The sequence below is a fragment of the Nonomuraea sp. NPDC050404 genome (assembly GCF_040655495.1).
Lineage (GTDB): Bacteria > Actinomycetota > Actinomycetes > Streptosporangiales > Streptosporangiaceae > Nonomuraea.
On sequence record NZ_JBFAKB010000005.1, the window covers coordinates 487,994 to 508,140 of the forward strand.

Sequence of the window (20,147 nt, forward strand, 5' to 3'; positions counted from 1 at the left end):
CCCCGCGACCTGACACGGCCGGGGGTAGTCGTGTTGCCGTCGTGGGGCTGTGGGCGTATCTGATGAGTCTTTCCGGGCTACTTGACCTTGTTCGCGCCGACCCGAAGCTGACCGCCGCTCTCGAAGAGGGCGGCGACGTCTCGCTGATCGCGCCGTCCGCGCTGCGTCCGTTCGGCGTGGCCGCGCTGACCGCGCACGACCAGCGCACGGTGCTGGCCATCACCGCCACGGGGCGTGAGGCGGAAGACCTGGCCACCGCGCTGACCAGCCTGATCGAGCCCAATTCCGTCGCGGTGTTCCCCGCATGGGAGACGCTGCCGCACGAGCGGCTCTCCCCGCGCAGCGACACCGTGGGTCAGCGGCTGGCCGTGCTGCGCAGGCTGGCGCACCCGGTCAAGGGCGACACCGCCGCCGGGCCGCTCAGCGTGATCGTGGCGCCGATCAGGGCCCTGCTGCAGCCCATCGTGAAGGGCCTGGGCGACCTGGAGCCCATCCGGTTGCGCGCGGGCGACGACGCCGACCTCGACGCCGTGGTGGCCAACCTGGTCAACAACGGTTACCACCGGGTGGACATGGTGGAGAAGCGCGGTGAGGTGGCCGTGCGGGGCGGGCTGCTCGACGTGTTCCCGCCGACCGAGGAGCATCCGCTGCGGCTGGAGTTCTGGGGCGACACCGTCGAGGAGATCCGCTGGTTCAAGGTGGCCGACCAGCGCTCGCTGGAGGCGGCCGAGGACGGCCTGTTCGCGCCGCCGTGCCGGGAGCTGCTGCTCACCGCCGAGGTCAGGACCAGGGCCAGGGAGCTGGCCGAGGAGCACCCGTCGCTGGCCGAGGTGCTCGACCAGCTCGCCGAGGGCTCGCCGGTCGAGGGCATGGAGGCGTTCGCGCCCGTGCTGGCGGGGGAGATGGACCTGCTGCTGGACCACCTGCCGATCAGGTCAGCGGTGTTCGTGTGCGATCCCGAGCGGATCAGGGGGCGGGCCGAGGAGCTCGTACGCACCTCGCAGGAGTTCCTCGAAGCCTCCTGGATCAACGCGGCGGCCGGCGGCGAGGCGCCGATCGACCTGGGCGCGGCCGCGTTCCGCTCGCTGGAGGAGATCCGCGGCCACGCCGACGCGCTGGGCCAGCCGTGGTGGACGATGGCGCCGTTCGGCAACGGGGTGGAGCTGGAGGCGCACGACTCCGAGGCGTACCGGGGCGACACCGCCAAGGCGCTGGCCGACATCAAGGGCTGGCTGGCCGACGAGAAGGCCGTGGTGCTGCTCAGCGAGGGCCACGGCCCGGCCGAGCGCATGGTCGAGCTGCTCAAGGGCGTGGACGTGCCCGCCAGGCTGCGGGAGTTCCTGGACAAGGCGCCCGAGCCCAAGGTCGTGCACGTCTCGACCGGCCTGATCGAGCACGGCTTCATCACGCCCTCGCTGGCCGTGCTCACCCACCTCGACCTGGTCGGCCAGAAGGCCTCCACCAAGGACATGCGCCGCCTGCCGTCGCGCCGCCGCAACATGGTGGACCCGCTGCAGCTCAAGGTCGGCGACCACGTGGTGCACGAACAGCACGGCGTGGGCCGCTACATCGAGATGGTGCAGCGCACGGTGCAGGGCGCCACCCGCGAATACCTGGTCATCGAGTACGCCAAGGGCGACCGCCTCTACGTGCCGACCGACCAGCTCGACGAGGTCACCCGCTACGTCGGCGGCGAGGCGCCCACGCTCAACCGCATGGGCGGCGCCGACTGGAGCAAGGCCAAGTCCCGGGCCAAGAAGGCGGTCAAGGAGATCGCCGGCGAGCTGATCAGGCTCTACTCCGCCCGCATGGCCTCGCCGGGCCACGCCTTCGGGGACGACACGCCTTGGCAGCGGGAGATGGAGGACGCCTTCCCCTACGCCGAGACCGGCGACCAGCTCGAAGCCATCGACGAGGTCAAGCGCGACATGGAGCGCGGCGTCCCGATGGACCGGCTGATCTGCGGCGACGTCGGCTACGGCAAGACCGAGATCGCGGTGCGGGCGGCGTTCAAGGCCGTCCAGGACGGCAAGCAGGTCGCGGTGCTGGTGCCCACGACGCTGCTGGTCCAGCAGCACATGTCCACCTTCAACGAACGTTTCTCCAGCTTTCCCGTCTCGGTCAAGCCGATCTCGCGCTTCCAGACCGACGGCGAGGTCAAGGGCACCCTCGAAGGGCTGCGTTCCGGCGCGGTGGACGTGGTGATCGGCACGCACCGGCTGTTCAGCCCGGAGGTCAGGTTCAAGGACCTGGGGCTGATCATCATCGACGAGGAGCAGCGGTTCGGCGTCGAGCACAAGGAGGCCATGAAGCACCTGCGCACGCAGGTGGACGTGCTGGCCATGTCCGCCACGCCGATCCCGCGCACGCTGGAGATGGGTCTGACCGGCATCCGCGAGATGTCCACGATCCTCACGCCGCCGGAGGAGCGGCACCCGATCCTCACGTTCGTGGGGCCGTACGAGGAGAAGCAGATCGGCGCCGCGATCCGGCGCGAGCTGATGCGCGACGGGCAGATCTTCTTCGTGCACAACCGGGTGGCCTCGATCAACCGGGTGGCCGCGCGGCTGCGCGAGCTGGTGCCCGAGGCCCGCATCGCGGTCGCACACGGGCAGATGAACGAGCACCAGCTCGAAAAGATCATGGTGGGCTTCTGGGAGCGGGAGTACGACCTGCTCGTCTCCACCACGATCGTCGAGTCCGGGCTCGACGTGCCCAACGCCAACACGCTGATCGTGGACAGGGCCGACAACTACGGCCTTTCGCAGCTGCACCAGCTGCGCGGGCGGGTCGGGCGGGGCAGGGAGCGCGGGTACGCCTACTTCCTCTACCCGCCGGAGAAGCCGCTGACCGAGACCGCGCACGAGCGGCTGGCCACGATCTCGCAGCACACCGAGATGGGCGCGGGCATGTACGTCGCGATGAAGGACCTGGAGATCCGCGGCGCGGGCAACGTGCTGGGCGCCGAGCAGTCCGGGTTCATCGCGGGCGTCGGCTTCGACCTGTACGTCCGGCTCATGGCCGAGGCCGTGCAGGAGCAGAAGGCCAAGCTGTCGGGCGCCGAGGTGCAGGAGGAGCAGCAGGACGTCAAGGTCGAGCTGCCGATCAACGCCCACATCCCGCACGACTACGTGACCTCCGAGCGGCTGCGGCTGGAGGCGTACAAGCGGATCGCGGCCATCGCCACCCCGATCAACATCGAGGAGGTGCGCGAGGAGCTGACCGACCGCTACGGCAAGCCGCCGGCGGAGGTGGACAACCTGCTGGAGGTGGCCAGGTTCCGCATCAGGGCCCGCGCGGCCGGGCTCACGGACGTCACGCTGCAGGGCCAGAACATCAAGTTCGGCCCGGCCAGGCTGAAGGAGTCGCAGCAGGTCCGGCTCGACCGGCTGTACAAGAAGGCGATATACAAGCAGGCGGCAGAGACGTTGCTGGTGCCGGTGCCCAAGACGAAGCCGCTGGGCGGGCAGCCGTTGCGCGATCTCGATCTGCTCAAATGGTGTGGTGACCTGGTCGAGGCGATGTTCCTCGAACCCACCCGGGTAAGCTAGCGGCGGTTTCTGGTCGGAAAGGGACGTACGTGAAGTCGATACGAGTGGTCGCCGCCGCCGCGGCGGCGGTCGCGGCACTGACCGCCTGCTCCTCCCCCATGCAGGCCGGGGCCGCGGCCGTGGTGGGTAATGAGCGCATCTCCACGAGCAAGCTCAACGAGGAGACGCAGGCGTACCTGGCCGCGCTGAAGAGGGTCAACCTGGACGAGACGGCGCTCGGCGTGCCGGCCAACCAGGCCGTGCTGCAGCGCCTGGTGCACGTGAGCGTGTCCAGGCAGCTCGCGGCCCGCCACAAGGTGCCGGTGAGCGAGACCGAGATCGACGCCGCGCTCAAGGACCCGGGCCAGCAGCAGTCGCCCGAGATGAACCTGCTGTCCAACGCCGTCAACCCGAGCGACGCCCGCGAGTACGTCCGCGCCATGGTGGGCCTGGCGAAGTTGCAGCAGCAGTACGGCCAGGCCGGCCAGCAGAAGCTGATCGAGGAGTTCAGCTCGATCAGGACGACCATCAACCCGCGCTTCGGCACGCTCAACCCGCAGCGCACGCAGGAGAACCCGGCCCTGTTCGTGGACACCGGCAGGTTCGGCCAGGTCCAGCAGGTGCCGCAGCAGCCGATGCAGCAGCAGCCCCAGGGCTGAGCGTGGCGCTGATCGTCGTCACCACCTCGCCCAGGGTCGCCCCGGGCCTGCTGAGCCATCAGGCCTGGCAGGCTCTGCGCTCGGGCCCGGTGCTGACCGGCTCCGAGGTCCATCCGCTGCTGCCCTACCTGGCCGAGGCCGGGATCGTGGTGGAGGTCGTCCGGCCCGACCCGGAGGCCCTGGCGTCGCGGGCCGCCGCCGAGACCGTGGTGTGGCTGGCCGAGCAGGACGGCGAGGACTTCATGCGCGCCGTCGGGCACGCCGCCGTCGCGCTGGCGGACCCGCCGCTGATCGAGGTGCTGCCCGGCTCCTACGACCTGCCGGGCGCGCGGGTGCTCGACCTGGTCGCGGTGATGGAACGGCTGCGCACCGAGTGCCCGTGGGATCGCAAGCAGACGCACGAGACGCTGGTGCCGTACCTGCTGGAAGAGGCCTACGAGGTGCTCGAGACCATCGAGCACGGTGACTATCCGGCGCTCCGCGAGGAGCTGGGCGACCTGCTGCTGCAGGTGGTCTTCCACGCGCGGGTGGCCGAGGGCTTCGACATGGACGACGTGGCGGCCGGGATCGTGGAGAAACTCGTCCGCCGCCATCCGCACGTCTTCGGCTCCGTACGCGCCGAGAGCGCGGAGGAGGTCAACGACAACTGGGAGGCGATCAAGGCGGCCGAGCGGGCGGCCAAGAGCACCGAGTCGTCGGCGCTCGACGGGGTCCCCATGGGGCAGCCGGCGTTGTCGCTGGCCGCCCAGCTGCTGCGCAGGGCCGAGCGGGCGGGGGCGCCCGAGTCGTTGTCGGCCGCGGTCGGGCAGGGGGTGGCGCGCGAGCTGTTCGACCTGGTGCGCCGGGCGGCCGAGGCCGGGCTGGACGCGGAGGCCGAGCTGCGGGGGGCGGCGCGGTCGTACCGGGATCGGGTGCGTACGTGGGAGTCGTCGGAGCCCACCGACTGAGTTTGACGCTACACGTCGCGAAAGGGGGCTGACCTTCGCGACCGGGGGGATCGGTGGAGCTGAGACCGCTGCACGCGGGGGAGCCACGGCAAGTGGCCGGGTACCGCCTGCTCGGCGGCCTCGGGGACGGCGGGCAGGGCTCGGTGTTCCTGGGCCGGGACGCCGGGGGAGCGCGGGTGGCCGTCAAGGTGCTGCACGCGCGGCTGCTCGGCGACGCGCACGCGGAGCGCAGGTTCCTCCAGGAGAGCGCGACGGCGGCCAGGGTGGCCGGGTTCTGCACGGCGAACGTGCTGGACAGCGGGCTGGTCGACGGCAGGCCGTACATCGTCAGCGAGTTCATCGAAGGACCGTCGCTGCACGAGCAGGTGATGACCGCCGGGCCCCTGTCGGGCGGTGAGCTGGAACGGCTGGCGGTGGGCACGATCACCGCGCTGAGCGCCATTCACGGGGCCGGGATCGTGCACAGGGACTTCAAGCCGAGCAACATCCTGATGGGCCCCGACGGGCCACGGGTGATCGACTTCGGCATCGCCAAGGCCATGGACGCGACGACGACGGCCAGCAGCGTGGTGGGGACGCCCGGGTACATGGCACCCGAGCAGATCGCCGGGGAGAACGTCACGGCGGCCTCCGACGTGTTCAGCTGGGCCTCCACGATGGGCTTCGCCGCGACGGGGGAGCCGCTGTTCGGCCGCGACTCGATCCCCGCCGTGATGAACCGCATCCTGAACGCCGAACCGGAGCTCGGAGCGGTCGGGGAGCCGCTGCGGTCGGTGTTGCGCGCCTGCCTGTCCAAGGACCCGGCCGTGCGGCCGACGACGGACGACGTACTCAAGCGCCTGCTCAGGCGGGCCGACCAGACCGCCTCACTGGAGCCGGACCCCAACCCGCACACGACGCCCGCACCGGCCCCGAACCCGCACACGACACCCGCCAGGCGCCGGGGTGGGAGGCGGCGGTCCTTGGCCGGCAAACGCTCCAGGTGGGCCATCGCCGGCGCGCTGGTCGCCGTCGGACTGGTCACCACGCTCCTGTGGCAGGACCTGCTCCTGCCGGATTCAGGCGCGAGCCCGTCCACCACCGTGACCGCGGGCGAGCGGTACGCGGACGACCTCGGGCCCGCATTCGCACCCCGGGCGGGCTCGGACGTCGAGGTCATGGCCATCGGGTACAACGGGAGCTCGCCCATGGTCGCCTACGCCGACAGGAACAACAACACGATCAACGTGTGGGAGGCCCGCGGCGGCCAGATGGTGGACAACCTGGCCAACCCCGGCAAGGCCCCCGTCACCTCGATCGGGCTGACCACGGTCGGCGGCAAGCGGAGCGTCGTCTGGACGGGCGCCGACGGCATCCTGCGGCGCTGGCGGATCGGCCGGCCCAAGCAGGACAGGTGGCAGAGCGTCTGCACGGGCGCGGCCCGGATGAGCCTGGCCAGGTGGCGCGAGCACGCCGTCGCCGTGGTCGCCTGTCCCAACGGCCGGGTCGTCCCGCTCGACCTGGACACCGGCCGCATGATCGGCGAGCCGCAGCAGGCCCGCGGCCCGATCACCGCGCTCGGCTTCAACGGGCTGACCGGCCGGCCGCTGATCGGCACGCTGAACGGCGTGCTCGGCGGCGCGAACAAGGTCATCGGGAAGGGCGAGGTCCGCTCGCTGGCCACCGTCGGCAGCAACCTGGTCGCCATCACGGTGGGCGACTCCACGGGCCTGTACCAGCTGGGCACCGGCAAGTACGTACGCGGCTTCACCACGGGCACGGCGGGCGTCGGCGTCACGTCGGTGAACAACACCAGAAATCTGATCGCCACCGGCGGCCGCGGCCTCACCATGTGGAACGCCGACGGCAGCGGCCGGCGGACCCTGCTGGACCCGCGCATCGAGGTGGACTCGCTGGCGGTGGGCGACGGCCTGCTGGTGGCCGAGATCGACGGCGAGATGCGGGCCTGGAACCTGGACGAGCACACCCAGTGAGCCCGGTGGGCCGCAGACCGCCCCGACCCGGTACGCGGCCGTACCGATAGGCTCTGACCGCCTATCACTTTCGATTTAGGAGCGCATCCCGTGGCTACCATCGAGGTCGTATACGCTCGCGAGATCCTCGACTCCCGGGGCAACCCCACGGTTGAGGTCGAGGTCGTGCTCGACGACGGCAGCACCGGCCGCGCGGCCGTCCCGAGCGGGGCGTCCACCGGCCAGTTCGAGGCGGTCGAGCTGCGTGACGGCGGCAAGCGTTACGGTGGCAAGGGCGTGGAGAAGGCCGTCCTGGCGGTGAAGGACGAGATCTTCGACGAGATCAGCGGGGTCGAGGCGGAGGACCAGCGCATCATCGACCAGATCATGATCGATCTGGACCGCACGCCCAACAAGTCGAAGCTGGGCGCCAACGCCATCCTGGGTGTCTCGCTGGCCGTGGCCAAGGCCGCCGCCGACAGCGCCGAGCTGCCGCTGTTCCGCTACCTGGGCGGCCCCAACGCCCACCTGCTGCCCGTGCCGATGATGAACATCCTCAACGGCGGCGCCCACGCCGACACCAACGTGGACATCCAGGAGTTCATGATCGCGCCGATCGGGGCGGAGACGTTCAGCGAGGCCGTGCGCATGGGCACCGAGGTCTACCACGCGCTCAAGGGCGTGCTCAAGGAGAAGGGCTACGCCACGGGCCTGGGCGACGAGGGCGGCTTCGCACCCAACCTGCCCTCCAACCGCGACGCGCTCGACCTGATCCTGGTCGCCATCGAGAAGGCCGGCTACGTGCCGGGCGAGGACGTCGCGCTGGCGCTCGACGTGGCCGCCTCGGAGTTCCACAAGGACGGCGTCTACACGATCGACGGCAAGGGCCTGTCGGCGCGCGAGCTCATCGCGTTCTACGAGGACCTGGTCGCCAACTACCCGCTCGTCTCCATCGAGGACCCGCTCGACGAGGAGGACTGGGAGGGCTGGAAGGCCATCACGGAGTCCCTGGGGGACAAGGTGCAGCTGGTCGGCGACGACCTGTTCGTGACCAACCCCGAGCGGCTGGAGCGCGGCATCAGGGACGGCGCGGCCAACGCCCTGCTGGTCAAGGTCAACCAGATCGGCACGCTGTCGGAGACGCTCGACGCCGTGGACCTGGCCCACCGCAGCGGCTACCGCTGCATGATGAGCCACCGCTCCGGCGAGACCGAGGACACGACGATCGCCGACCTGGCGGTGGCGGTCAACTGCGGTCAGATCAAGACGGGCGCCCCTGCCCGATCCGACCGGGTGGCGAAGTACAACCAGCTCCTGCGCATCGAGGAGCTTCTCGATGACGCCGCCCGCTACGCGGGTCGCGCGGCTTTCCCGCGTTTCCGGCGCTAGTTTCGAGTACGGCTCGCGGCGCCCCGAATCCGGTCGCGAGCCGTACTTGAGGGGGTGTGCAGCAATTGGCGAAGAGGCCGCAGCTCACCGGGCGGGCCGCCATCCTGGCAGTCGTGGTGTGCGCGATCGCGATGAGCCTGGCCTACCCTGTGCGCGAGTACATCAGCCTGCGCCGCAGCATCTCCGAGCTGCGCGCGGAGAAGGCCAGGGTCGAGGCGGAGAAGCAGTCGCTGCTGGCCCGTGACCGGCAGAGCGACGATCCCAACTGGATCAAGAAGACGGCCAAGGAACGGCTGCACTACTGCGGGCCTGGCGAGAAGTGCTACGTGGTGATGGAGCCGGAGCAGGGCAAACAGCAGACGGCCGTGAAACAGCAGGCGGCGGTGCCGCCGTGGTACGAGACGCTCTGGGAGTCGGTGGAGGCCGCCGACAAGGGCACCGGCCGCAGGGCCGTGACGGGGAAGGAAAGTGTTGGACAGTAAGGACGTCGAGGTCGTCGAGCAGCAGCTCGGGCGGCCGCCCCGGGGGTTGCGGGAGGTGGCGCACCGCTGCGCGTGCGGCAATCCCGACGTGGTGGAGACCGCGCCCAGGCTGCCCGACGGCTCGCCCTTCCCGACCCTGTTCTACCTGACCTGCCCCAAGGCGGCCTCGGCCATCGGCACGCTGGAGGGCTCGGGGCTGATGCGCGAGATGCAGGCCAGGCTGGCCACCGAGCCCGACCTGGCGGCGGCCTACCGGGCGGCGCACGACGACTACGTGGCCAGGCGGGACGAGGCCGCCGGCGCGCAGGGCCTGGAGCCGCTGCCGCGCGACATGCAGAGCACGGGCGGCATGCCGGAGCGGGTCAAGTGCCTGCACGCGCTCGTGGCCCACGAGCTGGCGGCTCCCGGAGTGAACCCGTTCGGCAGGGAGGCGCTCGATGCCCTCCCCGACTGGTGGAGTGACGGACCATGCGTGTAGCCGCCGTCGACTGCGGCACCAATTCCGTACGCCTGCTCATCGCCGACGTCGGCTCCGAAGAACTGAGCGACGTCGAGCGGCTGATGGAGATCGTCCGCCTGGGCCAGGGCGTGGACAGGACGGGCAGGCTGGCGCCCGACGCGCTGGAGCGCACGTTCAAGGCGATGCGCGCCTACCAGGAGCTGATCGAGCGGCACGGCGCCACCGCGACGCGCGTGGTGGCCACGAGCGCGACGAGGGACGCGGCCAACCGGCAGGAGTTCGTCGACGGCGTCAGGGAGATCTTCGGGGTCGAGCCCGAGGTGATCTCGGGGTCGGAGGAGGCGGAGCTGTCGTTCACGGGCGCGACCAGGGGCCTGCTGCGCCTGTCGCCCGAGACCGAGGTGCCGCAGGGCCCGCTGCCGCCCTATCTGGTGGTGGACATCGGCGGCGGCTCCACGGAGTTCGTGGTCGGCGCCGAGCACGCGGAGTCCGCGTTGTCGGTGGACATCGGCTGCGTGCGCCTGACCGAGCGGCACCTGCGGGAGGCCGGTGACCCGCCGTCGGCGCGGGCCCTGGAGGCCGTGGTGGCCGACATCGAGGCCGCGCTCGACCGGGTCGAGGCGGAGGTTCCCGTCAGGCGGGCGCACACGCTGGTGGGGCTGGCCGGTTCGGTGACGACGGTCGCGGGCATCGCGCTCGACCTGCCCGCGTACGAGCCGGAGCGCATTCACCACGCGCGGATCTCCGCCGAGCAGGTTCACGACGTGACGCGGCGGTTGCTCGCGATGACCCATGGTGAGCGTGCCGAGGTTCCGGTGATGCATCCCGGGAGGGTTGACGTGATTGGCGCGGGTGCGCTAATTCTTGACCGGATCGTCCGTCGTTTCGCGTTTTCGCAGGTCGTCGTGAGTGAACACGACATCCTCGATGGAATCGCCTGGTCTCTCGCCGGATAGCTGAAGAAATCCGGACATTTCCGATCCACAGGCCGTGTTGAGCACTCATTCAGTATTGTGCTTAGGTAAAGGGGCATAACGGGGACTTTGTCATATCGCTATGCGCGAAAGGCGCTGGCGTGGCGACCGTTCCCGAGCGCGTCTCTTCCCTCACGGAATGGAGCACTCTCACATGATGTCTGTCGGGTTAGCACGTAAAGCCGCCGCGTTCGGCGCGGGGGCCGCGGTGCTGGCCGTCCTGTCCGCGGGCCTGGTGACCAGCCCCGCCCAGGCGGCCACCTCGACCACTGCCAAGGCCGCGAAGGTCTCGGTCGCCAAGCCGAAGGTCTCCAAGGGCGACTACGAAGGATCTTGCCCCGTCAAGATCAACTTCTCGGCCAAGATCAAGGTTCCCGTCAAGGGCAAGACCGAGCTGGCCTACCGCTGGCTGCACGGCGACGGGTCCAAGAGCAAGGTCAAGGTGGTCAAGCTCAAGGGCAAGGGCACCAAGACCGTGACGGTCAAGCAGTCCGTCACCTTCAAGGAAGACGTCAAGAAGGGCTGGGAGGCCGTCCAGGTCCTCGGTCCGAAGAAGGCCACGTCCAAGAAGAGCTACTTCTCCGTCGACTGTCAGAAGGAGGAGTCGCTCAACGAGGTGGTCACGCACGGCGACGACTCGATCGACGCCCGCGCCTGGGCCAGCCCGAGCTCGTACGTCGGCCGTTGCGACACCCCCGGTGACAAGATCGACTTCACCGGCGTGATCAAGACGGACCGCCCGCGCTGGGTGCGTTACCGCTGGGTCCTCAACGGTGACGTGGTCGACTACGGCAAGGTCAAGGTCTACGACGCGCGGAAGGTCGGCTTCGGCATCAACCCGCGTCACAGCGAGCGTGGCTGGGCCAAGCTCGAGGTCCTCGGCCGTGACGGCACCTCCTCCAACCGGGCCTACTACAAGGTCTGGTGCAAGAAGGACAAGCCCGAGTACCCGGACCACCACGACCACGACGTCAAGGTGTCCGCGGCCGCCTCGGTGAAGACCGGCACCGACTGCACGGTCTCCGCCAGTGGCCAGATCACCTCGACCGGCGAGGGCCGGGTGTCCTACACCTGGTCGCTGAACGGCACCGAGGTCAGCAGCGGCACCACCTACTTCGACCGCAAGGGCGGAACCCACGTCATCAACGGGTTCTCCCAGACCGTGTCGGGTGAGGCCACCAAGGGTGGCGTCGTGAGGTTCTCGATCTCCGGCGAGGACGACCGCGACAGCGTCTCCACGCGCTACGCCGCCTGCAAGACTCCTCCCACCACGCTTCCGGCCCCGGCCGAGAAGGCGGAGGAGAAGCCGGCCGCCACGCCTTCGCCCTCGGCGACGGCCACGGAGACCAAGTCCGCCGTCTGACGGCGACCAGTTTGACCGGTAAGTCGAACCGGGTGGCACCTTCGGGTGCCACCCGGTTTTTCTTGCGAATATAAAGCGGACATAAATCGAATCCATAGCGGCCCCTGCCATCGTGCCCGCATGGGCAAAGCGAAGATCGCCGTCGCGCTGCTGCTCCTGGCCGGCCTCCTGGCCCCGGCCTCGGCGCACGCCACCGCGGCGGCACCACCTGACGTGTGGAGCAAGGCGACATTCAGCGAACCGGGGCAATCCGCAATTCAACGGCACTACGTGAATCTCATCGACGCGGCCGAGTAAGGCACGTCGATCAAGCTGACGATGTTCCGGTTGTGGGATCCGGGCATCATCAACGCGCTGACCAATGCGGCGATCAACCGGAAAGTCTCCGTCCAGGTCCTGGTCGACGACGGCAACGTCAAGAACAGCGAGCTGGACCAGGCTTACCGGACCATGAAGGAGCGGCTCAAAGCCACCTCCAACTCCAGGGCCATGGAGTGCGAGGACGCCTGCCACGGCGACGGGCAGATGCACAACAAGTTCCTGCTCGTCGAGGACGTGAAGAAGACCGACGCGGTCCCCGCCTCCAGCTACGTCGTGGTCACGGGCACATCGAACATGAGCTTCGACACGATCGGCGGCACCGGCGGCTACAACAGCGCCTTCACCCAGGCCGCCAACCAGGACCTGTTCCTGCGCTACAGCCAGTACTTCGCGGACCTGACGAGGGACGAGGATGACCTGAACTACTACGACAGCAGGCCCCCGGCCACCTACGGGAACGTCAAGGCGTACTTCTACCCGCGCGACGACGGCGCCGACCCCGTGCTCAACACGCTCAGGGAAGTCACCTGCAGCCCGTTGCTGCCGACCCACATCCGCATCCAGATGTGGTCCATGAGCCGCACCGGCATGGCCGACGAACTCGCCAAGCTGGGACGGGAGGGATGCCGGATCGAGATCGTCGCCAACCACATGAGCAGGGTGAACGTCGGTGGCGACGGCGCCACGCGGGCAGGGGTGTGCCCGAGACTGGCCGGCCAGCCGAACGTGTCCATCCGCGGCTACAACAACGAGCGCGGCGTGCACGACAAGAACCTGATGATCGACGGGTACTACATGGAGAAGCGCACCAAGGCCGTCTGGACGGGGAGCCAGAACTACAACTACACCTCCAAGAACTCCAACGACGAGAACTACGTCAGGATCCTCGGCGACGAGGAGATCCACGATCAGTACGCGGACCACATGTCACGCACCATGGCGAAGGCCCCGTTCGCGGTCTCGGCGCCGGCCGAGTGTGTGCGGATCGAGCCCAAGGACCTGAACCCGGCCGAGCCCGAATGATCGGGCACCATCGGTGTCATGAGTTTCGTACCTCCCGGCACCGGCTGGCCGGAAGACCCCGCGACCGCTGACACCCCGGTCGCGCTCGATCCCGCCGACGTGCGCCGGCTCGCCGCCGGCGCGGTGACCCTGGCGGAGCTCACCGCCGGGCAGTCGGTCTGCCGGGCCTGTCCGCGCCTGGTGGCATGGCGCGAGGAGGTGGCGGTGGCCAAGCGCCGCGCGTTCGCCGAGGAGACGTACTGGGGCCGTCCTGTCCCCGGCTGGGGCGCGGAGCATCCGCGGATCCTGCTGGTCGGCCTGGCGCCGGCCGCCCACGGCGGCAACAGGACAGGACGCATCTTCACCGGCGACCGCAGCGGCGACTGGCTGTTCGCCTCGCTGCACCGCACCGGCCTGGCCGCTCAGGAGACCAGCACGCGCGCGGGCGACGGCCAGCGGCTGCTCGGCACGCGCGTGCTGGCCTCCGTCCGCTGCGCCCCGCCCGCGAACAAGCCAGAACCGTCGGAGAAGGCCGCGTGCTTCCCGTGGATGGCCAGGGAGGTGGCGATGGTCGCGCGGGACGTACGGGTGATCGTGGCGCTCGGAGGGTACGCCTGGCAGGCCGTGTGGCCCGCGCTGAAGGACGCGGGCTACGCGTTGCCGCGCAGCCGGCCGCCGTTCGGCCACGGGGCCGAGACCGAGATCCGGTACGGCGACGAGCCCGTCACGCTCATCGGCTGCTACCACCCCAGCCAGCAGAACACCTTCACCGGCCGGGTCACCGCCCAGATGCTGGACGAGATCTTCACCAGGGCCAGGTCACTGGCTGTGTGACGCGTCCCACCACCCCCGGATTGGATTCGCCGGCGGTGCTTGACGTAAGCTTGTGAATGCTTTCACAAGCACTCCACGAGGGATGGGGCCTCAGGATGAACAAGCACATCTTGATCGTCGGCGGCGGATACGTCGGCCTGTACACAGCGCTTCGGCTGCAGCGCAAACTCCGTGGGGAACTGCGCAGTGGCGAAGCCCGCATCACGATCATCGACCCCCAGTCCTACATGACCTACCAGCCGTTCTTGCCGGAGGCGGCGGCGGGTAACCTCTCGCCGCGGCACATGGTGGCGCCGCTGCGCAGGATCCTGCCCAAGGTGCGCATACTCAACGGCAGGGTCACGCGGGTGAACCACGCCGAGCGCCTGGTCACCTTCCAGCCGGCCGTGGGCGAGCCCCGCCAGGTGGCCTACGACGTGATCGTCATGGCCGCCGGCTCGATCTCGCGCACGCTGCCCATTCCCGGGCTCACCGACATCGGGATCGGCTTCAAGACCGTCGGCGAGGCCATCGCGCTGCGCAACCGGGTGCTGCACCTGCTCGACGTGGCAGAGTCGACCGACGACCTGGAGGCGCGGCGCAGGGCGCTGACGTTCGTGGTGGTCGGGGCCGGGTTCGCCGGCGTCGAGGCGCTGGCCGAACTGGAGGACATGGCCAAGGACTCCACCCGCTACTACCGCAACATCGAGCCGTCCGACATCCGCTGGGTGCTCGTCGAGGCCACCGACCGGGTGCTGCCCGAGGTCGGCCCCGAGATGGGCAAGTGGACGCTGGAACAGCTTCGCGAGCGCGGCATCGACGTCAAGCTCGACACCCGCCTGGAGTCCTGCGAGGACGGCCACGTGGTGCTGTCGGACGGCTCGAAGTTCGACGCCGACACCCTCGTGTGGACGGCGGGCGTCAAGCCCAGCCCCGTGGTCAACGACAGCGACCTGCCGATCGACGAGCGCGGCCGGGTCAAGGCCACCGCCATGCTCACCGTGGCGGGCACGCCGGGCGCGTTCACGGCGGGTGACGCCGCCGGCGTCCCCGACGTCACCAACCCCGGCCAGTACTGCGCGCCGAACGCCCAGCACGCGGTCCGTCAGGCCAAGGTGCTGGCCGACAACATCGTCCGCCACCTTCAGGGGCAGGAACTGGTCGAATACCGCCACAAGTATGTCGGATCGGTGGCCGGATTGGGCCTTCATCAGGGCGTCGCCAATGTCTATGGCGTCAAGCTTCGCGGATTCCCTGCGTGGTTCATGCACCGGACCTACCATCTGTCGCGGGTGCCGACGCTGAACCGCAAGGTCCGGGTCGTCGTCGATTGGACCCTGGCCCTGTTCTTCAAGCGAGAGACGATCTCGCTGGGTGAGATGGAGCACCCGCGCGAGGGCTTCAGGGCCGCGGTGGCGACGACTCGCCGCTAGCCCGGGTACGGCAGCGCCCCGGCGACCCTTGCGCCGGGGCGTTTTCGGCGCCCCTGACGTAAGCGGAAGGGGTACCACGGGTGGGTCTATCAGCGGTGACCGTGCTCGGCGTCGACCGGCCCGGCGTGATCGCCGCAGTAACCGGTTCGCTCGCCGACTGCGGCGCGAACATCCAGGACTCGACCATGACGTTGCTCGGCGGCCACGTCGCGATGATGTTGCTCGTGTCGGGCGAACTGGACTCCGCCGAACTGACGAAACGGTTGGGAGCGCCCGACCTGGTGATCACCGCCTCGGCGATCGAGGCCCGCCGTCACTTCTGCGACGGCGGCGACGGGCTCGGCTACGTGCTGACCGTGCACGGCCCCGACCGGCCGGGCATCATCTCCGCGATCAGCGCCGTGCTGGCCGAGGACGGAGGCAACATCACCGGCATGAGCACGAGGCTCACCGGACGGCTCTATGTCCTGATCGCCGATGTCGAGCTGCCGAAGCAGGTGGACGTGGCGGCGCTCATGCGCAGGCTGGCGGCCGTCGGCGCCAGCCTCGACTCCGACATCACCTTCCGCCCCGTCGAACCGGATCTGTTGTGAAGCGGCAGGTGGGCACGGCGCGCGAGATCCTCGGCGCTCCGCATCCGCTCCTGTCGGCCGTGGCGGAGCCCGTGGATCCGACCGCCCCGGAGGTCGTGGCCGCCGCGGCGGACCTGCTGGCCACTCTGCGGCGTCTGGAGCCCGCCACGATCGGGCTGGCTGCCCCCCAGATCGGCCTGAGCTTGCGCCTGATCGCCTTTGACGCCCGGCTCCACCCCAGGAGCCGGTCGTGGGCCGGAGAGCTCGTGGTGGCCAATCCACGGCTCGCCGGGGCGTCCCACTGGGGGCACGGGCGGGAGGGGTGCGCGTCGATCACCGGATTGACGGCAGATGTCCGCCGTGCGACGCGCATCACCGTACATGGGCATTTGCCAGGTACGGGCGAGGACGTCACCATCGAAGCGGATGCCTTCGAAGCTCGTTGCATTCAGCACCAACTGGACCATCTGGACGGTCTACTCTTCTTGGACAGAGTCCGGGGGGCGCTATCACTTCACCGCAGACTTCACACTTGTGACGCCTGATGCGAAGTTGTGCTCCTCGGAAGCATGGTCCGTTTCGTATGATTACGGCGCCCCCGTAGCCCAATGGCAGAGGCAAACCCCTTAAAAGGGTTGACGTGCGGGTTCGAATCCCGCCGGGGGCACTTGCCATCTTCATTGTTCTCCAGGTCTCTGACCTGGAGGTTTACCGTGAACGCCGGACTGGTTCCGCGCTGACCGTTCACGGTCGATATCGAGTTGTTATGGAGTTGTCCTGTCACCGGGCGCTCACTGCTGGTGGAGGGCCGGTCCCGTAGGGGTCGAGGGCCCTGGCGGGCCGGCGAGTAAGATCTCACCGGCGGGTTGCCGGTGAGGGTCAGTGTTCGCCTGCTCGAAAACTTTTCGTGCGCCGGATGATATTGACAACCCGCCAGTTTTCTGCCTGCTCTGCGCTTTGCGGGAGTTTCTTTCTGTGAATGGTTGACTACGCTTTACAACCGGGCTTTTCGCTCCGGGGAAACTTCGATAGTGAGCGGCGGGCCGGGCGGGGGGTCGCCGGAGCGTCTCCCGGGGGCCCGCTCCACGCCGGGGCGGCCCACGTCGAGGGCCGGTCGGGGCCGTCCGTGGCAGACTTCTTCCGGGGCGGGATGACCTTGGGAACTCTCCGGCGGGCACGTTCGTTGTGAACCCAGCCGAAGTCCCAAATAACATCGATCTGAGCGTCAGTTGACCAGGGTGCTGCCGGCCCACATAGGCTCGGCGTCACAGGAGGCAGCGATGGAGAGCAAGAACCCCGTATTCAGCAGGTCGCGGCAGCAGGCCGCGACGGGGTGGGCGGGCCCCACCCCGTCCCCGGACCAGCTGCAGAACATGTACGACGCGCCGTCGTACGCACAACCCACCCGGCCGGCGTACCGGACCATGACGCTCGACGACGTCGTGGTGCGAGGGTTCCTGACCCTCGGCACGCTCGTCGTGGCCGCGGCCGCGGCCTGGATCCTGCGGGTCCCGCCCGCAGTCGCCATCGGCGCGGCCATCGTGGCGCTGGTCCTCGGCCTGATCGCCTCCTTCAAGATGAGCACCAACCCGGCGCTCATCCTGGGCTACGCGGTCTTCGAGGGCGTTTTCCTCGGCACCATCAGCGCCCTGTTCGAGAACATGTTCAACGGCATCGTGCTGCAGGCGGTGCTGGGAACGGCGTTCGCGTTCGGCGCGGTGCTGACCGTCTACGCGCTGCGCATCGTCCGTGTCACACCCAAGCTGGTGAAGTTCGTGGTCGCCGCCGCCATCGCGGCGGTCGGGCTGATGCTCGTCAACCTGCTGGCCGGCTTCTTCGTGGACGGCGGCCTCGGCCTGCGCACCGACACCCCGCTCGGCTGGATCTTCAGCCTCGCCATGATCCTGCTCGGCTGCTTCTTCCTGCTGCTCGACTTCGACTCGATCGAGCAGGGCGTCAAGCAGGGCGCGCCGGAGAAGTTCGCCTGGCAGTGCGCGTTCGGCCTCACGCTGAGCCTGGTGTGGATCTACCTGGAGGTGCTGCGGTTCATCAGCTACTTCAGCAGTAGCGACTGACCGTTCAGCTTCACGTCATGAGGGAGGGCCTCGCCGTTCAGGCGAGGCCCTTCTCGCTGTGCGACCGAAAATCTACCTGCCGTCACCAAAGGATCCTGGGCTGGGGTCTTGCCATTCGCAGATCCGTGTTGCAGTGTCGAGCAAAGGACCATATTCCGCGGAGGTGCTCATGTCCTTGAACCACTCACCGGAGACGCAGACAAAGCTCATCGCCAGGGTCCCTACGATCACGGGACGCGAACTCCCCGAGTGGTTCCAAGCCATCGACAACGGCCCGGCTTTCCTACGATGTGACGAGCGGGCCAACTGGCTCGCCGACGAGCACGGGCTGACCCACGGCTACGCCGCCGCCATCGTCCACGAGCACGAGCGGCACCGCCGTAACCGCATGGGCTTCATTTAGGCCCAACACGCCCCCGCGCCCGCGCCCCAAGCGCGGGCGCGTCATCATGAGGTCATGGACCTCGACAAGGCACTCGGCTTTCTCCGCACCCATCACCGTGCGATCCTGCTGACCCGGCATCCCGACGGGCGGCCGCAGATGTCTCCGATCACGGCCGGCGTTCAGGACGGCCACGTGGTCATCAGCACGAGGGAGACGGCGGTCAAGGTCCGCAACGCCCGCCGCGATCCCCAGGTGTCGCTGTGCGTCTTCACCGACGCCTTCTTCGGCGAGTGGATCCAGGTGGACGGCACCGCGGACCTCGTCCCCCTGCCGGAGGCCATGGACCTGCTGGTCAGGTACTACCGCGACATCTCCGGGGAGCATCCCGACTGGGAGGACTACCGCGCGGCCATGGTCAGGGACCGCCGCGTGATCATGCGCATCACCCCGACCCGGGTGGGCCCGGACCACCACGGCTAGGCCGCGCCCCCATGATGGTGGGCGCGGCCGTCGCCGGTGGTCAGCTCAGGCGTTCGATGACCATCGCCATGCCCTGGCCGCCGCCCACGCACATCGTCTCCAGGCCGATGTTCCTGTCGTGGTGCTGGAGGCTGTTGATCAGCGTCGAGGTGATCCGCGCGCCGGTCATCCCGAACGGGTGCCCGACCGCGATCGCCCCGCCGTTGACGTTGAGCCGGTCGAGGTCGATGCCCAGCTCCTGGTAGGACGGGATCACCTGGGCCGCGAACGCCTCGTTGATCTCCACCAGGTCGATGTCGTCGATCGCCATCCCGGCCCTGGACAGCGCCTGCTTGCTGGCCTCCACGGGACCGAGCCCCATGATCTCCGGCGACAGGCCGGAGACGCCGGTGGAGACGATCCTGGCCAGCGGCGTGATGCCCAGCTCCGCCGCCTTGACGTCGCTCATGATGACGACCGCCGCCGCCCCGTCGTTCAGCGGGCAGCAGTTGCCCGCCGTGACGGTCCCGTCGGGGCGGAAGACGGGGTTGAGGCCGGCGACCTTCTCGTACGTCGTCCCCGCCCGCGGCCCGTCGTCCTTGCTCACCACGCTCCCGTCGGGCAGGGTCACGGGCGTGATGTCCTTCTGCCAGAACCCGTCGGCCAGCGCCTTCTCGGCCAGGTTCTGCGAACGCACGCCGAACTCGTCCTGCTCCTTGCGCGAGACGCCCTTGAGCTGGGCCAGGTTCTCGGCGGTCTGACCCATGGCGATGTAGATGTCGGGCACGGTGCCGTCCTCGCGCGGGTCGTGCCAGACCTGCCCGCCCTCGGCGAAGGACTTCGTACGGCCCAGCGCTTCGAGGAAGACCGGGTTGTGCGTGTCGGGCAGCGAGTCCGAGTTGCCCTTGACGAACCGGGAGACGGTCTCCACACCGGCGGAGACGAACACGTCGCCCTCGCCCGACTTGATGGCGTGGAAGGCCATCCTGGTGGTCTGCAGCGATGAGGAGCAGTAGCGGGTCACGGTGGTGCCGGGCACGTTGTCGAGCCCGAGCATCACCGCCACCACGCGGGCCATGTTGAAGCCCTGCTCGCCTCCCGGCAGGCCGCACCCCAGCATGATGTCCTCGATCGAGGCCGGGTCGAGCTGGGGCACCTTGGCCAGCGCCGCCTGGATCATCTGCACGGTCAGGTCGTCGGGCCTGATCTCCTTGAGCGACCCCTTGAAGGCTCGTCCGATCGGGGAACGCGCGGTTGCGACGATGACTGCCTCGGGCATGGCCCCTCCTTTGTCGGCGCTAATAGTAGAACTATATTCCAGTTCTTCGCGC

19 protein-coding genes and 1 tRNA gene are annotated in these 20,147 nt (G+C 69.0%); 19 read left to right on the forward strand and 1 reads right to left on the reverse strand.

Annotation, left to right across the window (positions count from 1 at the left end; translation table 11 throughout):
• Nucleotides 1-62 precede the first annotated feature (62 nt).
• From mfd to AB0I81_RS16645, 19 genes are all read left to right on the forward strand, one after another.
• Nucleotides 63-3,551 carry a transcription-repair coupling factor gene (gene mfd, locus AB0I81_RS16555; protein WP_360656824.1) on the forward strand — a complete coding sequence of 1,163 codons (3,489 nt, stop codon included), beginning with the start codon at nt 63-65 and terminating at the stop codon, nt 3,549-3,551.
• Nucleotides 3,552-3,580: 29 nt separating this feature from the next.
• On the forward strand, nt 3,581-4,189 hold the full coding sequence (locus tag AB0I81_RS16560) for a SurA N-terminal domain-containing protein (protein ID WP_360656827.1): 609 nt from the start codon (nt 3,581-3,583) through the stop codon (nt 4,187-4,189).
• A gap of 2 nt (nt 4,190-4,191) precedes the next feature.
• A complete protein-coding gene (locus AB0I81_RS16565; protein ID WP_360656830.1) occupies nt 4,192-5,136 on the forward strand; it encodes a MazG family protein in 945 nt (314 codons plus the stop codon).
• A gap of 92 nt (nt 5,137-5,228) precedes the next feature.
• Complete coding sequence (locus AB0I81_RS16570) at nt 5,229-7,109, forward strand: serine/threonine-protein kinase (protein WP_360656834.1); 1,881 nt, start codon at nt 5,229-5,231, stop codon at nt 7,107-7,109.
• A gap of 90 nt (nt 7,110-7,199) precedes the next feature.
• Nucleotides 7,200-8,477, forward strand: coding sequence for a phosphopyruvate hydratase (gene eno, locus AB0I81_RS16575; protein WP_360656837.1), 1,278 nt, complete (start codon nt 7,200-7,202; stop codon nt 8,475-8,477).
• A 65-nt stretch (nt 8,478-8,542) separates the two neighbouring features.
• Nucleotides 8,543-8,959: a septum formation initiator family protein gene (locus AB0I81_RS16580; RefSeq protein ID WP_360656840.1), complete on the forward strand. Its 417-nt coding sequence runs from the start codon at nt 8,543-8,545 to the stop codon at nt 8,957-8,959.
• Nucleotides 8,949-9,437, forward strand: coding sequence for a DUF501 domain-containing protein (locus AB0I81_RS16585; protein WP_360657199.1), 489 nt, complete (start codon nt 8,949-8,951; stop codon nt 9,435-9,437). Before AB0I81_RS16580 ends, AB0I81_RS16585 begins: the two co-directional genes overlap by 11 nt.
• The gene (locus AB0I81_RS16590) at nt 9,428-10,375 is read left to right on the forward strand and encodes a Ppx/GppA phosphatase family protein (RefSeq protein WP_360656842.1); all 948 of its coding nucleotides are present in this window, start codon (nt 9,428-9,430) and stop codon (nt 10,373-10,375) included. Before AB0I81_RS16585 ends, AB0I81_RS16590 begins: the two co-directional genes overlap by 10 nt.
• Before the next feature lie 172 nt (nt 10,376-10,547).
• On the forward strand, nt 10,548-11,756 hold the full coding sequence (locus AB0I81_RS16595) for a hypothetical protein (RefSeq protein WP_360656845.1): 1,209 nt from the start codon (nt 10,548-10,550) through the stop codon (nt 11,754-11,756).
• Nucleotides 11,757-11,876: 120 nt separating this feature from the next.
• The gene (locus tag AB0I81_RS16600; RefSeq protein WP_360656848.1) at nt 11,877-12,053 is read left to right on the forward strand and encodes a hypothetical protein; all 177 of its coding nucleotides are present in this window, start codon (nt 11,877-11,879) and stop codon (nt 12,051-12,053) included.
• Between the two features lie 15 nt (nt 12,054-12,068).
• A complete protein-coding gene (locus AB0I81_RS16605; RefSeq protein ID WP_360657202.1) occupies nt 12,069-13,100 on the forward strand; it encodes a phospholipase D-like domain-containing protein in 1,032 nt (343 codons plus the stop codon).
• 18 nt (nt 13,101-13,118) lie between these two features.
• A complete protein-coding gene (locus tag AB0I81_RS16610) occupies nt 13,119-13,913 on the forward strand; it encodes a uracil-DNA glycosylase (RefSeq protein ID WP_360656851.1) in 795 nt (264 codons plus the stop codon).
• 95 nt (nt 13,914-14,008) lie between these two features.
• The gene (locus AB0I81_RS16615) at nt 14,009-15,325 is read left to right on the forward strand and encodes an NAD(P)/FAD-dependent oxidoreductase (protein ID WP_360656853.1); all 1,317 of its coding nucleotides are present in this window, start codon (nt 14,009-14,011) and stop codon (nt 15,323-15,325) included.
• 80 nt (nt 15,326-15,405) lie between these two features.
• On the forward strand, nt 15,406-15,918 hold the full coding sequence (locus AB0I81_RS16620; protein ID WP_360656856.1) for an ACT domain-containing protein: 513 nt from the start codon (nt 15,406-15,408) through the stop codon (nt 15,916-15,918).
• A complete protein-coding gene (locus AB0I81_RS16625) occupies nt 15,915-16,442 on the forward strand; it encodes a peptide deformylase (protein WP_360656859.1) in 528 nt (175 codons plus the stop codon). Before AB0I81_RS16620 ends, AB0I81_RS16625 begins: the two co-directional genes overlap by 4 nt.
• 49 nt (nt 16,443-16,491) lie before the next feature.
• Nucleotides 16,492-16,564 (forward strand) — tRNA-Leu (locus AB0I81_RS16630).
• A gap of 613 nt (nt 16,565-17,177) precedes the next feature.
• Nucleotides 17,178-17,972 carry a Bax inhibitor-1/YccA family protein gene (locus AB0I81_RS16635; protein ID WP_360656861.1) on the forward strand — a complete coding sequence of 265 codons (795 nt, stop codon included), beginning with the start codon at nt 17,178-17,180 and terminating at the stop codon, nt 17,970-17,972.
• Between the two features lie 169 nt (nt 17,973-18,141).
• Nucleotides 18,142-18,375 carry a DUF4287 domain-containing protein gene (locus tag AB0I81_RS16640; protein ID WP_043628756.1) on the forward strand — a complete coding sequence of 78 codons (234 nt, stop codon included), beginning with the start codon at nt 18,142-18,144 and terminating at the stop codon, nt 18,373-18,375.
• A gap of 54 nt (nt 18,376-18,429) precedes the next feature.
• Nucleotides 18,430-18,837, forward strand: a complete 408-nt coding sequence (locus AB0I81_RS16645) for a PPOX class F420-dependent oxidoreductase (protein ID WP_360656865.1) — start codon at nt 18,430-18,432, stop codon at nt 18,835-18,837.
• Between the two features lie 40 nt (nt 18,838-18,877).
• Here the strand turns inward: AB0I81_RS16645 and AB0I81_RS16650 are convergent, their stop codons facing one another.
• Nucleotides 18,878-20,095, reverse strand: coding sequence for an acetyl-CoA C-acetyltransferase (locus tag AB0I81_RS16650; RefSeq protein WP_360656868.1), 1,218 nt, complete (start codon nt 20,093-20,095; stop codon nt 18,878-18,880).
• Between the last annotated feature and the right edge of the window lie 52 nt (nt 20,096-20,147).